The organism is Rugamonas brunnea (assembly GCF_014042345.1).
Lineage (GTDB): Bacteria > Pseudomonadota > Gammaproteobacteria > Burkholderiales > Burkholderiaceae_D > Rugamonas > Rugamonas brunnea.
On sequence record NZ_JACEZT010000006.1, the window covers coordinates 56,720 to 70,083 of the forward strand.

Sequence of the window (13,364 nt, forward strand, 5' to 3'; positions counted from 1 at the left end):
GTCAGTAGTCGACGGTGAGGCGGGCGCCCAGCCGCCGGCCATCCTGGGTCACGGTGTCCATGGCCAGCGAGTCGGCCACCGGGTCGGCGTAGCGCCGGTCGCCCAGGTTGTGGACGGTGATGGCGAGGTCCGTGTGGCGGGTCAGGCGGACGCTGAACAGGTTCAGGTTGGCCAGCAGGAAGCCGCCCGTGCGCGCACCGCGCACGGTGTCGCGCGGGCCCACGTACTGGGCTTCCAGGCCGGCGCGCCATGGTCCGTGCAGCGGCAGCGTGAGATTGAGCTTGGCCAGTTGAACCGGCGAATTGACGGTGTCGACACCATCGCGCTGCACCCGTTGCCAGCTGTAGCTGGCGCGCAGCCGCGCCTCGGGACTCCAGCTATGCTCATATTCGGCTTCCAGCCCGTGCGCCGACGGCGAACCGGTGTTGAGGAAGATGGGCAGGCCGCTGGCCGCGTCGGTCACTTGCGAAATCAGGCCCGACACCTCATTGTGGAACACGCTCACGGTCAGGCGGCGGCTGGCTTGCCACTGGTGGGTCAGCACCAGTTCCGTGCTGCGGATGCGTTCGCGCGCCAGCGCCGGGTTGGCCAGTTGGCCGCCGTCGCCGATGAAGGCGTAGTAGCGCTCGTAGATGTTGGGCGTGCGGTAGGCGCTGCCGTAGATGGCCTTGAGCGTGGTGTCCGGCGCCAGCTGGCCGATCAGGGCGACGCGCGGATTGAGCACGCCGCCCGTGCTGGTGTGGTGGTCGTAGCGCAGGCCGGCGTTGAGCAGCAGCGGCGCGGCCAGTCGCAGCTCATCGGCCACGAACAGGCCGTAGCGCTGGCCCGCGTGGTTCTCGTTCAGGTACAACTGGTAGGGCGCCAGGTCGAAATTGAGGAGCCGCAGCCGGTAATCGTGCTGGTATTCCGCGCCCACCATCAGCTTGTGGCCGGCCACGGCGGTCGACAACAGGCGCGCCTCGGCGCCCCACCAGCGGCCATTGCTCAAATCGCGGTTGAGGGTGCGATCGGCGTTATCGTCGATGTAATCGCCCAGCGAATCGTAGCTGCCCCAGTACAGGCGCGCGTTCAGTTCCGTGGACGGCGCCACCGTGTCGCGGTAATCGAGGCTGGCGTAATTCTGGGTGTCGATGGTGCGTGAACGCGGGTCGTTGAACGACTGGCTGAAGGAGGCGGTGGGCACGCCTTTGGGGCGGTCGCCGTGCAGCAGCGACAGCGTGAACGGCCCGCTGATGGCCTTGGCGTACAGGCGCTGGGAGGTTTCATAATCGAGGCCCTGGGCCACGCCGTTGTTCTGTTGCGGCGTGTCGTACTCGGCGTAATACTGGTCGCGGCCGTCGCTCTTGTAGCGGCTGGCCGCCAGCAGCAGTTCGTTGCCATGACCGTCGCGCCAGCTGTAGCTACCCATGCCGCGCCGGGTGCCGGCCTGGGCGCCGTCCACCGTGGCGTCCACGCCTTCCAGCTCCTGTGGCCGGCGCGTGATCACATTGATCACGCCGAAGAAGGCGTTGGCGCCATACACCGAGGAGCCGGGGCCGGACGCGTATTCGATCCGCTCCACCAGTTCCAGGTCGAGCGGGAATTCTGCGCCCAGCGGGGCCTGGTCGTAGACGGCGTCGTTGATGCGGTTGCCGTCGATCTGGACCAGGAAGCGGGTGTTGTAGTCGCCCGGGCGCAGGAAGCCGCGCGCGCCAAGGTAGCTGTAGTTGCGGTCGTAGCTCACGTACAGGCCGCGCAGGCTGCGCAGCACGTCGGCCAGGGTGCGCCAGCCGTAGGCGCGGATGTCGGCGGCGCTGATCACGCTCACGTTGGACGGCGCCTCGCTGGTCTGCTGGCTGTAGCGCGAGGCGCTGTACACGTCGAGCGCCAGCAACTGCTCCAGCGGCAGCGTGGTCAGGTCCTGGCTGTCGTCGGGCGCGAGGGCGCTGGCGGCCGGGGCCCGAGCGCCCAGCAACAGGAACAGCAACAGCGGGGCGGCCGCATGGCCAGCCCGGATCGAAGCGGCCCGCGGGGGCCGGAATGTTTTAGTCATGCATGGGTTCCAGGGAAGGAAACAGGCAGGCCGGAACCTTCAACGTGGTGCGACTGATAGTCAACGAATTCTCCCCGTTATGGTGACAGTTCCCAGTGAGAAAGTACAGTCCGGCGTTGGGAGCGGTGCAACATAATTTAGCGTTGTTACAACAAAGACGTGACCGGCGAGGTGGTCCCTGCGATGGCTGCTCCGGTGCCCCCGGCATGGGTGTCGGGTCATGGGCGCGGCGCGGCGCGGGCCACGAAGGAGTCGGCCACGCTGGCGACCCAGCACAGGGTGCATACCAGCAGGGCCAGGCCCGGCCCGGCGCCGCCCATGCCGGCTTCGCCCACGCGTTGTGCCAGCAGGTCGGGGTCGGGCGCCAGGCTGCCGTTGGCCACTTGCTCGGCCAGTCTGTTCACCAGCGGCAGCAGGCCACCCAGCAGATAGACCCAGCCCAGCGCGGTGGGCAGCAGGAAGAGGCAGCCGCGCAGGGGACGGCGCAGCGCCACGATGTGGCCCAGGCCGGGGAACACCAGCGCCGACCACAGCGCCGCTTTGACGGATGGTTTCATGCGATCTCGGTTCAGGGCCGCGCGTGGCAGCCGTTGGGTTGAGCCAGCGCAAGATTGCAGCGGGCTGGACGGCGTAGATTACGACATGCACTCAGGCAAGAACAAGCCTGGGGCCGGCCGGGCCACGCCTCGCCGCCTATCATACCCGCCCGGCGGCCCGTCCGCGATCGGGGAAATCCACATGCGAGGGAGCAACCATGAGCAAGCTGCTGTGCGTGGTGCCGCTGTTGTGCTGTCAGCTGGCGCTGGCGGCCTCCGGCGAGAAGGATGCGGTGGCGCTGGCCGAGCGCGGCGCCCAGTACGTCAAGCAGCATGGCAAGGCCGACATGATTGCCAAGATCAACAACAAGGACCCGGAATTCAACCAGGGCGCCCTGTACCTGGCCATGCGCGACCTGGACGGCATCACCATCGCCCATCCCACCAAGGCCCTGATCGGCAAGAACCTGCTCGATGTGCCCGACGCCGACGGCAAGCCGTTCCGCCAGGAGTTGCTGGCGCTGGCCAAGGGCAAGGGCCACGGCTGGGTCGACTACAAGTTCCGCAACCCTGAGACGGGCAAGGTGGAAGCCAAGTCCACCTACGTGCTGCGGGTGGGCGACGTGGCGCTGGAAGCGGGCATCTACAAGCACTGAAACCGAGCACGGAGATTGCGCACGGAGACGCGTATCGCGCGCGGCGGTCCGCGCCTGGCCACCTTTTCGGACCTGGAACACTATGCTGAGCAAATTACGGATCGGTCCCAAGCTGCTGCTGGCGCCCGGCGTGGTGCTGCTGCTGTTGGTGGTGCTGTCGGCCGGCGCCTACTACGGCCTGGTGCGCCAGAACAGCCTGCTGGAGAACCTGGTGCAGCAACGCGCCGCGCGCAGCAAGGCGGCCGCCGACCTGGTGGCCGGCGCCAACCGCGCCCACACGGAAGCCTACCAGTTGCTGACCTGGATCAACGCCAGCTTTTCCGCGCCGCGCGTGGAGGCGCTGGTGCAGGACATCCGCGCCCGCCATGGCGCGCTCGAACGCCAGTACGGGCAACTGGAGCAGGCCACCGCCACCAGCGCCAGTGAACATGCGCTGGTGGCCGAATCGCACGCGGCCCACGCCTTGTACGTGAAGGCCATCAGCGACGTGGTGGAAATGAGCACGGTCGATCCCTCCATGGCCACCAATGCCATGTCCAAGGCCGAACGTGCATTCGACGCGCTGGCCCGGCGGCTGGAACAGTTGTCGCAGCTGGAGCAGGCGCTGGGCGAGCAGGCCTACCAGGATGCCGAGGGCCAGTTCCGCAGCCTGTCCACCATGCTGCCGGTGGTGGTGGCCGTGTCGATCGCCTTGTCGCTGCTGGTGACCATGGCCGTGCGCAATGCGCTGCTCAAGGAAGTGCGCGAGATCGGCGCGGCCGCCGTCGACCTGGCCGAAGGCAACCTGACCGTCCGCCAGCGCACCTACGGCAAGGATGAAATCGCCGAAACCTCGCGCGCGCTCGACACCAGCATCCGCAACCTGAACGCCACGCTGCGCACCATCCTCGCCTCGGCCCAAACCATCGACAGCGCCTCGCGCGAAATCGCGGCCGGCAACGCCGACCTGTCGGAACGCACCGAAGCGCAAGCGAGTTCGCTGGAGGAGACGGCCAGCTCGATGCAGCAATTGACGGCCACCGTCAGCGAGACGGCCAGCAATGCCCAACTGGCCAATGAACTGGCGCGCAGCGCCACCGGTTACGCCGTGCGTGGCGGCACCGTGGTGCAGCGGCTGGAAGTGACGATGGCTTCGATCCGGGGCAGTTCGCGCAAGGTGGTGGAGATCGTCGGCGTGATCGACGGCATCGCCTTCCAGACCAACCTGCTGGCGCTGAACGCAGCGGTGGAGGCGGCCCGCGCCGGCGAACATGGGCGCGGCTTTGCCGTGGTGGCCAGCGAAGTGCGCACGCTGGCCCAGCGCTCGGCCACGGCCGCGCGCGAAATCAAGGCGCTGATCGCGCAATCGGTGGCCGAGATCGAAGGCGGCAGCAAGTCGGTGGAGGAGGCCGGCTCCAGCATGGCCGACATCGTCACCTCGGTGCGGCAGGTGGGCGACATCATCAGCCAGATCAGCCAGGCCAGCGCCGAGCAGGCGGCCGGGCTGCAGGACGTCAACCACGCCATGGTCCAGATGGACCAGGTGACGCAGCAGAACATGGCGCTGGTGGAGCAGGCCGCGGCGGCGGCCTGCAGCTTGCAACAGCAAGCCGTGAGCCTGTCCGAAGCCGTCACCCTGTTCAAGCTGGACGACGTACCGGCCCGGCCGGAACTGGCGCTGGCCGTAGGGACAAAAAAAGACGCAGGAACGAGCCAGGTGGCCCGCCTGCGTCTGGCGTCGAACCGGGGCTGAAACCCAAAACCGGGGTCAGGTCATGCCATCCAGCATCATGCGCAATGGCAGTTTGCGTGGCGGCATGACCTGACCCCGGTTACGGTTTGTCGTTACCGTGGGTGATTACTCGTAATCGCTCATCGGCGCGCAGCCGCAGAACAGGTTACGGTCGCCGTACACGTTGTCGGCGCGGCCGACCGGCGGCCAGTACTTCTGCTTGCGCAGCGATGGCACAGGATAGGCCGCCACTTCGCGGCTGTACTTGTGCTCCCAGGTGTCGGCCGTCAGCATTTCGGCCGTGTGCGGCGCGCCCTTGAGCGGGTTGTCGGTGCGGTCGAATTCGCCCGATTCCACTTTCGCGATCTCCATGCGGATGGCGATCATGGCGTCGATGAAGCGGTCCATCTCGGCCTTCGATTCGCTCTCGGTCGGCTCGATCATCAGCGTGCCCGGCACCGGGAAGCTCATGGTCGGGGCGTGGAAGCCGAAGTCCATCAGGCGCTTGGCCACGTCTTCGTTGCTGATGCCGGTGGCGTCCTGCAGCGGACGCAGGTCCAGGATGCATTCGTGCGCCACCAGGCCGTCGTGGCCCGAGTACAGCACCGGATAGTGCGGCGCCAGACGGCGGGCGATGTAGTTGGCCGCCAGGATCGCGGTCTCGGTGGCCGCCGTCAGGCCTTCGGCGCCCATCATGGCGATGTACATCCACGAGATCGGCAGGATGCTGGCCGAGCCGAACGCCGCCGCGCTGACGGCGCCGATGCCCGCTTCGTCGCGCTGGTAGCCGGACGAGCGCTGGTTAGGCAGGAACTTGGCCAGGTGCGCGCCCACGCCGATCGGACCCACGCCGGGGCCGCCGCCGCCGTGCGGAATGCAGAAGGTCTTGTGCAGGTTCAGGTGCGACACGTCACCGCCGAAGCTGCCCGGCGCGGCCACGCCGACCAGCGCGTTCATGTTGGCGCCGTCGATGTAGACCTGGCCGCCGTGGCTGTGGATGATCTGGCACAGTTCCTGGATGCCTTCTTCGAACACGCCGTGGGTCGATGGGTAGGTCACCATCACGCAGGCCAGGTTCTTCGAGTGCAGTTCAGCCTTGGCCTTCAGGTCGGCCAGATCCACGTTGCCGCTGGCGTCGCAGGCGGTCACCACCACCTGCATGCCGACCATGTTGGCCGACGCCGGGTTGGTGCCGTGCGCCGAGGACGGGATCAGGCAGATGTTGCGGTGGCCTTCGCCGCGCGACTCGTGGTAGGCCTTGATCACCAGCAGGCCGGCGTATTCGCCTTGCGAACCGGCGTTCGGCTGCAGCGACACGGCCGCGTAGCCGGTCAGCGCGCACAGCATCTCTTCCAGCTGGGCGATCATTTCGCGGTAGCCGACCGTCTGCGCGTCCGGCGCGAACGGGTGGATGTTGGAGAACTCGGGCCAGGTCACGGGCACCATTTCGCTGGTGGCGTTCAGCTTCATCGTGCACGAGCCGAGCGGGATCATGGTGCGGTCCAGCGCCAGGTCCTTGTCGGCCAGCGCGCGCAGGTAGCGCAGCATTTCGTGTTCCGAGTGGTAGCGGTTGAACACAGGGTGGTCGAGGTAGCTGCTGCTGCGGTTCAGGGCGGCCGGGAAGGCGTCGGCCACCGATGCTTCGATCGCGTCGAACGCAGGCTTGGCGCCGTTGGCGCCGTCGGCGAAGATGGTCCACAGCAGTTCGATGTCGTCGCGCGTGGTGGTCTCGTCCAGCGACAGGCCGACGTGGTTGGCGTCGACCTTGCGCAGGTTGACGCCGTTGGCTACGGCCACCGCGTGCAGTTGCTCGGCGCGTGCCGTCTGCACGGTCAGCGTGTCGAAGTAGCTGTCATTGGCCAGCGTGTAGCCCAGTGCTTTCAGGCCGGCGGCCAGCACGCCCGTGTAGCGGTGCACGCGCTGCGCGATCTGGCGCAGGCCGGCAGGGCCGTGGTAGACGGCGTACATGGACGCGATCACGGCCAGCAGCACTTGCGCGGTGCAGATGTTGGAGGTGGCTTTCTCGCGGCGGATGTGCTGCTCGCGCGTCTGCAGGGCCAGGCGGTAGGCCTTGTTGCCTTGCGAGTCGATGGTCACGCCGACCAGGCGGCCCGACATGCTGCGCTTGAATTCGTCGCGGGTGGACAGGTAGCCGGCGTGCGGGCCGCCGAAACCGAGCGGCACGCCGAAGCGCTGGCTGTTACCGACGACGACGTCGGCGCCCCATTCGCCCGGTGGCGTGAGCATGGTCAGGGCCAGCAGGTCGGCCGCCACCACCACCATCGCGCCGCGCGCCTTGACGGCGGCCACGTCCTGTTTATAGTCGCGCACCGTGCCGTTCACGCCCGGGTATTGCAGCAGCACGCCGAAGCAGTCCGGCAGGCCGGCCAGTTCGGCCGGCGCGAAGCCGCGCACTTCGATGCCGAGCGGCTTGGCGCGGGTTTCCACCACTTCGCGCGTTTGCGGCAGCACGTCGTCGGCCACGAAGAACACCTGCGATTTCGATTTGCCCACGCGCTGGATCAGCGTCATGGCTTCAGCGGCGGCCGTGCCTTCGTCGAGCATGGAGGCGTTGGCGATGCCCATGCCGGTCAGGTCGGTGATCACCTGCTGGAAGTTCAGGATCGCTTCCAGGCGGCCTTGCGAAATCTCGGGCTGGTAGGGCGTGTAGGCAGTGTACCAGGCCGGGTTCTCGAAGATGTTGCGCAGGATGACGCCTGGCGTGTGGGTGTTGTAATAGCCCTGGCCGATCAGCGACTTGAGCACCTTGTTCTTGGAGGCGATGGCCTTCAGCTTGCCCAGCGCTTCCTGCTCGGGCATGGGGGCGCTGTACTGGCCCAGCGGCAGCGCGCCCTTGTTGCGGATGTTGGCGGGCACGAGGGCGTCGATCAGCGCGGCGCGCGAGGCGTAGCCGAGCACCGACAGCATGGCTTGCTGGTCGGCGGCGTCGGGGCCGATGTGGCGCGCCTGGAAGGCGTCGCGGGCTTCAAGTTGGGAAAGGCTGGTGCGGGTCATGATGTGTCAGGGCGAAAAAGAGGAGGGGGCGCCGCCGGGCAGGGCGGCGGCCGGACAGGAAAAGGCCAGCGCGCAGGCTGGCCCGGTTTCCGTCTTAGGCGGTGGCCTTGCCGTAGGCGGCTGCGTCCAGCAGGCCGTTGATGGCGTTGGCATCGGCCGGCTTGATCTTGAACATCCAGGCAGCGTAGGCGTCGGCGTTGATCGACTCGGGCGCGTTGACCACGTCTTCGTTCACGGCCACCACTTCGCCGGCCACGGGGGCGTAGATGTCGCTGGCGGCCTTGACCGATTCCACCACGGCCGCGTCGTCGCCGGCGCCGTAGGTGGCGCCCACTTTCGGCAGCTCGACGAACACGATGTCGCCCAGCGCGTCCTGCGCGTACTCGGTGATGCCGACGGTGACGGTGCCGTCAGCTTCCAGGCGTACCCACTCGTGGGACTCGGTGTACTTCAGGTCTGCAGGGATGTTCATGTAAGGCTCCAGTGATGAATGGTTATAAATTGTATGAATCGAAAAATTCGGATCCGGGTCAGGCAACGAGGATTTTACCGTTACGCACGAACGGCAGCTTGACCACGGAGGCGGCCAGCTTCTTGTCGCGGATTTCCACGTGCACGGTGTCGCCCACGTTCACGCCCATCGGCACGCGCGCCAGCGCGATGGCCTGCTGCATGGTGGGGCTGAAGGTGCCGCTGGTGATCTCGCCGGTGGCGTCGCTGCCGGCCACGATGACTTTCTGGTGGGCGCGCAGCACGCCGCCTTTTTCGCGCAGCACCAGGCCCACGAACTGGGCGTTCTGGCCCATTTCCTGCAGCGCGGCCTTGCCGATGAAGTCGCGCGGCGACACCAGGTCGATGGTCCAGGCCAGGCCCGCGTCCAGCGGGTTGACGGTTTCGTCCATGTCCTGGCCGTACAGGTTCATGCCCGCTTCCAGGCGCAGCGTGTCGCGCGCGCCCAGGCCGGCCGGTTTCACGCCGGCGGCGGCCAGCGCGTTCCACAGCGCCACGGCCTGTTCGGCGGCCACGCCGATCTCGAAACCGTCCTCGCCCGTGTAGCCGGTGCGCGCCACCATCGCCTCGCCGAACACGGCGCTCTGGCAGAAGGCCACGTTGAACGGCTTCATGTCGGTCGTCGCGGCCTGGGCTTCAGGGATCACTTGCCACACCTTGGCGCGCGCGTTCGGACCCTGCACGGCGATCAGGGCCATGGCGTTGGCGCCGTCGCGGCGCTGGGTGATGGTCAGGCCGCTGTTGGTGGCGTCGTTCTGCGCCTGCATCCAGGCCACGTCCTTTTCGGCCGTGCCGGCGTTGACCACCAGGCGGAACCAGCTTTCGTTGATGAAGTAGACGATCAGGTCGTCGATCACCTTGCCTTGCGGGTTGAGCATGCACGAGTACAGGGCCTTGCCCGACACTTGCAGCTTGTCGACGTTGTTGGCCAGCAGGCCGCGCAGGAAGGCGCGCACATTGTCGCCCTTGATGTCGACCACGCACATGTGGGCCACGTCGAACATGCCGACGTCGGTGCGCACGGCATGGTGTTCTTCGATCTGCGAACCGTAGTTGACGGGCATGTCCCAGCCGCCGAAATCGACCATGCGGGCGCCCGCGTCACGGTGGGCTTGATTGAGCGGGGTTGCTTTGAGCGTCATGAATTCCTCGGTCCAAAAGAGTTAGGGGTAAACGGAACAGACAAGGAAGAGCCATCGCAGCCTCTCCACGTATGATCGCAGACCCCTCTGTCCTTGGTACCTGAGAGATTACGGGAAAGATCCCGTGCGCCCCTTCGGTGGGCCGCCGGCGTGTGCCGCGGCCGCTCTCCAGAGTTGAGCCAGGCGCTTGCGCGCGCCGGTCCCTTGATCGGTCCTTTTGCCTGAGAGTTTTTGGGTAGTGCCCCTTCGGCGGCTGTGCTGGTCAGCCCTCTCCCGATCAAGACTCGGGAATATATGCCAGAAGGGACGTGCTGTCAATAAAACCAGTAGTCGGCGCGCGCGCCTTGTGGCCTTTTCGAGCGCGCACGAATGGCGCGCGCTGGCGGGCTGAAAAACCGCCACTTTGCTAGAATTGCCCAAACAAACCAGCGGGTGCGGCCATGAACGAAGAACGCGATCAATTCGAAGGGCATGCCTGGTTCACCTTGTCCGGCGACGTCAACAGCGACATGGTGCACCGCGTGTTCGACGCGGCTGCCGACATGACGGAGGACCGGGTCGGCACGGCCCATCTCCTGATCCAGTCCAACGGCGGTTACGTCAGCGATGGCATTTGCCTGTACAACTACCTGAGCAACCTGCCGATCCGCTTCATCACCTATAACGCCGGCGCCGTCGCCTCGATCGCCGTCATCCTGTTCCTGGCCGGCGAGCGGCGCTATGCCAGCGAGACGGCCCGCTTCATGGTGCATAAGTCGCACGCCAGCGCACCGCACGGCGCGCGGCCCGACGCGCTGCGCATCATCGTCGAGGGCTTGCAGGCCGACGACGCGCGCACCGAGCAGATCATTCGCGACCATGTGCGGCTGACGGAAGAGCACTGGCGGATCCATGCGTATTCCGACCTGCACCTGACGGCCAGCGAAGCGCTGGCGGTGGGGCTGGTCGACCTGGTGCAGGATTTTGCGCCGCCCAAGGGCCAGCGCGTCACCAATATCTGACCGCGGTCAGACCATCCCTGGTCACCGTCAACTTTTGGCGGAAACGGCCGTTATCTCTTTTGTCCTCCGTAATCATCTGTTGTGATTTGCGCAAGGAAGGCACTGCGCCGGGCGAACCCGCGCGGCTATCCTGCGGCGCGTGGCAGAGTTGATACGGTTAGGAAAGTATCATGGGATAATGGACGTGGAATGGGCGGCAAGCATGAAAATGTGGGAAATATCGCCGATTATTTCAATTTGGCTATTGCCATGTGGAAATACTGTGCAAGAATATGGTAAAGCGGCAAAATCCCGATGCCGGCCGGTTCGGTGGCTGGATGGACCGCAGCAAACAACCCGTCAGCAGGCGATTAAATGATGGCAACTTCAACAACTACTGTGGCACCGAAAAAGACGGTCTCGCCGCGGCATGCCTTGTTGGAAGAGCTGATCGGCATCGCCGTCAAGCATGCGGGTGACCAGTTTCCCGACTTCGCCAACCGTCTCGCCGCCGCGCTGATCGACGCCACCCAGGGCGACTCGTCGCAGATGCAACAGCGCATCAAGGCCGGTAACCTGCTGCATAGCTGCAATGCCGCGTTCCAGCACCTGGCCACGGCTACGCTGGAGAAATCGCTGCGCAAGGAAATCGCGCTGTTGTCGCCGGCCGCCAAACCCAAGGCCGCCAAAAAGACGGAAGCGCTCAGCCTCGTGCCCTACGAGGAAATGGACACCAAGGTGGCGCTGGGCAGCGTCAGCAAACCGTTTGAAACCCTGTACGCCGATGCGCTGCAGACGCTTAACGTGCGCCTCGCCTTCCTGCTGGACCGCGACATCCTGCGCGGCAACCAGAACCCGTTCCGGCCCGAGGTATTCCTGTCGGCGTTGCAGGATGCGTGGCTGGATTTCGACCCGTCGCCGGAATCGGCCGGGCTGTTGCAGCCGCTGCTCAAGCCGGGCATGTTCATCGAACTGGGCCCGATGCTGGAAGCGCTCAACCTGACCTTGCAGCGCCAGGGCGTGCTGCCCGGCGCTGTCGACGGTTACAAGAGCCGCAAGGCCGACCGCGCCTCGCCCTCGGCGCCGCCGCGCGTGCGCGCCAACCAGGCCGTGCTGGCCCAGCAGTTGCGCCACTTCTTCGGCGCCGCCGAGCCCCAGGAAGACATCGACCTGACCATCCCCGACTTGCCCAACGTGCCGATGGCGCCCGACAGCGCCTGGAACCAGGGCGCGGCGCAAGGCTTCCATGGCGCCATGCACAACGAGAGCGCCCAGCGCCTGTCGCAGGTGGCGGCCAAGCGGCCCTTGCTCAGTTACCTGGCCCAGTTGCAGAAAAATGCCGTGCCGACCGGACTGGCGCCGGCCGGCGTGGGCGCCGCGGTGCAGGGCGGCGCCAGCGCGGGTGGTGCATCCGGCCTGGCCGATGTGCTCCATGGCTATGGCGAACCGGGCGGGGGCAACGTGTTCTACCTGCCCGCGATCAAGCAGACGCTGCCCCAGGGTAGCCTGTCGCGCACGGACGAGAGCACGATCGACCTGCTATCGGCCATTTTCGACACGGTGTTCCGCGACCAGAACATTTCGCAGGAAATCCGCGACCTGATCCGCTTCCTCCAGATCCCCGTGCTCAAGGCGGCGCTGGTGGACAAGAATTTCTTCTTCCAGGAAGCGCACCCGGCGCGGCGCCTGATCGACCTGCTGTCGCGCATGGGCTGGGAGCAGCGCAAGGGGCCGGACGATCCCTTGTTCCAGGCCATGCAGCGCAGCGTGGACCGGGTGGGGCGTGATTACGATCATGAGCTGTCCGTATTCACGGAAGCGGTCAATGAACTGGAAGCGTCGATCAAGGCTGAAGAAGCGGCCGCCGCCACCGCTATCGCCGAACCGATCGCCGCCGCGCTCAAGCAGGAGCGCATGGCCGAGGCCAGCAAGTCGGCCAGGAACGCCGTCGCGCTGCGCATCGGCACCGGCGAAGTGATCGCCGTGGTGGAAGCGTTCCTGGAAAACAAATGGGTGTCCGTGCTGACCATCGCCTACAGCGTCGAGCAGGACAAGCCGGGCGCGGTGGAGAACGCCACGCGCACCATGGACGACCTGATCTGGAGCGTCAAGCCCAAGCTCAACGCGGACGACCGCAAGCAGTTGATCGCCAAGCTGCCCGGCCTGCTGTCCACGCTCAACAAATGGCTGGACGTGATCAAGTGGCAGGATGCGGACCGCTTGCAGTTTTTCGCCGAGCTGGCCGAGTGCCACGCGTCCATCGTGCGCGCGCCGCTGGAACTGACGCCGGAACGGCAGGTGGAACTGGCCATGGAAGCGGCCCAGCGCGCCACGGAGCGCCGGCTGGAATTGCAGGCCAAGGCCGCCGCCGAACCGCCGCCGCCCCCGCCGGACGACGACGCCACGATCGAAGTGGACAGCCTGGCGCGCGGCATGTGGCTGGGCTTCACGCAGGAGGATGGCAGCCAGCGCAAGGTCAAGCTGGCGTGGATCAGCCCCTTGCGCACCTTGTATATCTTCTCGACGGCGGCGCGGCAGGAAGCGTTTTCCATGTCCGGCGAACAGCTGGTCAAGCACTTCCGCGACAATACGGTGCAGTTGATCCGCGCCGATGGCGTGGTGTCCGTGGCGCTGTCGCAAGTGCTGGAGGGCGCCGTCAACGACGAGGCGATGGAGGGCGCCGAGACGGCGGTTGCCTAGTGTTAGCGGATGGTCGCGGCGCCTGATCAGGCGTCATACAATACATGAAGGCCGGCGGCGCCATGGGGCGCCGCCGGCCTTC

9 protein-coding genes and 2 riboswitches are annotated in these 13,364 nt (G+C 66.3%); of the genes, 4 read left to right on the forward strand and 5 right to left on the reverse strand.

Going from position 1 to position 13,364, the window contains the following annotated elements:
• Nucleotide 1: 1 nt before the first annotated feature.
• Entirely contained in the window at nt 2-2,032 is a 2,031-nt protein-coding gene (locus H3H37_RS10815) for a TonB-dependent receptor plug domain-containing protein (protein ID WP_182162254.1), read from the reverse strand.
• 218 nt (nt 2,033-2,250) lie between these two features.
• Nucleotides 2,251-2,589, reverse strand: coding sequence for a hypothetical protein (locus tag H3H37_RS10820; RefSeq protein WP_182162256.1), 339 nt, complete (start codon nt 2,587-2,589; stop codon nt 2,251-2,253).
• A gap of 197 nt (nt 2,590-2,786) precedes the next feature.
• Between H3H37_RS10820 and H3H37_RS10825 the strand changes: the two genes are divergently transcribed.
• Together H3H37_RS10825 and H3H37_RS10830 are read left to right on the forward strand one after the other, a co-directional pair.
• Nucleotides 2,787-3,224 (forward strand): cache domain-containing protein, encoded by a 438-nt coding sequence (locus tag H3H37_RS10825; protein ID WP_182162258.1) that lies wholly within the window; start codon nt 2,787-2,789, stop codon nt 3,222-3,224.
• 82 nt (nt 3,225-3,306) lie between these two features.
• Nucleotides 3,307-4,956: a methyl-accepting chemotaxis protein gene (locus H3H37_RS10830; RefSeq protein WP_182162260.1), complete on the forward strand. Its 1,650-nt coding sequence runs from the start codon at nt 3,307-3,309 to the stop codon at nt 4,954-4,956.
• Nucleotides 4,957-5,061: 105 nt separating this feature from the next.
• Here H3H37_RS10830 and gcvP read toward each other — a convergent pair whose 3' ends face one another.
• The 3 genes from gcvP to gcvT form a co-directional block, all read right to left on the reverse strand.
• A complete protein-coding gene (gene gcvP / locus H3H37_RS10835; protein WP_182162262.1) occupies nt 5,062-7,950 on the reverse strand; it encodes an aminomethyl-transferring glycine dehydrogenase in 2,889 nt (962 codons plus the stop codon).
• Between the two features lie 94 nt (nt 7,951-8,044).
• Entirely contained in the window at nt 8,045-8,422 is a 378-nt protein-coding gene (gcvH, locus tag H3H37_RS10840) for a glycine cleavage system protein GcvH (protein ID WP_182162264.1), read from the reverse strand.
• 58 nt (nt 8,423-8,480) lie between these two features.
• Nucleotides 8,481-9,602 (reverse strand): glycine cleavage system aminomethyltransferase GcvT, encoded by a 1,122-nt coding sequence (gcvT, locus tag H3H37_RS10845; protein ID WP_182162266.1) that lies wholly within the window; start codon nt 9,600-9,602, stop codon nt 8,481-8,483.
• A gap of 77 nt (nt 9,603-9,679) precedes the next feature.
• Nucleotides 9,680-9,784: riboswitch (glycine riboswitch) on the reverse strand.
• A 17-nt stretch (nt 9,785-9,801) separates the two neighbouring features.
• A riboswitch (glycine riboswitch) is annotated at nt 9,802-9,888 on the reverse strand.
• 154 nt (nt 9,889-10,042) lie between these two features.
• Between gcvT and H3H37_RS10850 the strand changes: the two genes are divergently transcribed.
• Both H3H37_RS10850 and H3H37_RS10855 read left to right on the forward strand, forming a co-directional pair.
• Nucleotides 10,043-10,603, forward strand: a complete 561-nt coding sequence (locus H3H37_RS10850; protein WP_182162268.1) for an ATP-dependent Clp protease proteolytic subunit — start codon at nt 10,043-10,045, stop codon at nt 10,601-10,603.
• 417 nt (nt 10,604-11,020) lie between these two features.
• Nucleotides 11,021-13,282, forward strand: coding sequence for a DUF1631 family protein (locus H3H37_RS10855; RefSeq protein WP_229218774.1), 2,262 nt, complete (start codon nt 11,021-11,023; stop codon nt 13,280-13,282).
• The last annotated feature ends 82 nt before the right edge of the window (nt 13,283-13,364 follow it).

Excerpts from the sequence above, each read along its gene's own strand:
- H3H37_RS10850 (WP_182162268.1), top strand. The coding sequence starts at position 10,043 with ATGAACGAAGAACGCGATCAATTCGAAGGGCATGCCTGGTTCACCTTG.
- H3H37_RS10820 (WP_182162256.1), bottom strand. The coding sequence starts at position 2,589 with ATGAAACCATCCGTCAAAGCGGCGCTGTGGTCGGCGCTGGTGTTCCCC.
- gcvT (WP_182162266.1), bottom strand. The coding sequence starts at position 9,602 with ATGACGCTCAAAGCAACCCCGCTCAATCAAGCCCACCGTGACGCGGGC.
- gcvP (WP_182162262.1), bottom strand. The coding sequence starts at position 7,950 with ATGACCCGCACCAGCCTTTCCCAACTTGAAGCCCGCGACGCCTTCCAG.
- gcvH (WP_182162264.1), bottom strand. The coding sequence starts at position 8,422 with ATGAACATCCCTGCAGACCTGAAGTACACCGAGTCCCACGAGTGGGTA.
- H3H37_RS10815 (WP_182162254.1), bottom strand. The coding sequence starts at position 2,032 with ATGACTAAAACATTCCGGCCCCCGCGGGCCGCTTCGATCCGGGCTGGC.
- H3H37_RS10830 (WP_182162260.1), top strand. The coding sequence starts at position 3,307 with ATGCTGAGCAAATTACGGATCGGTCCCAAGCTGCTGCTGGCGCCCGGC.
- H3H37_RS10825 (WP_182162258.1), top strand. The coding sequence starts at position 2,787 with ATGAGCAAGCTGCTGTGCGTGGTGCCGCTGTTGTGCTGTCAGCTGGCG.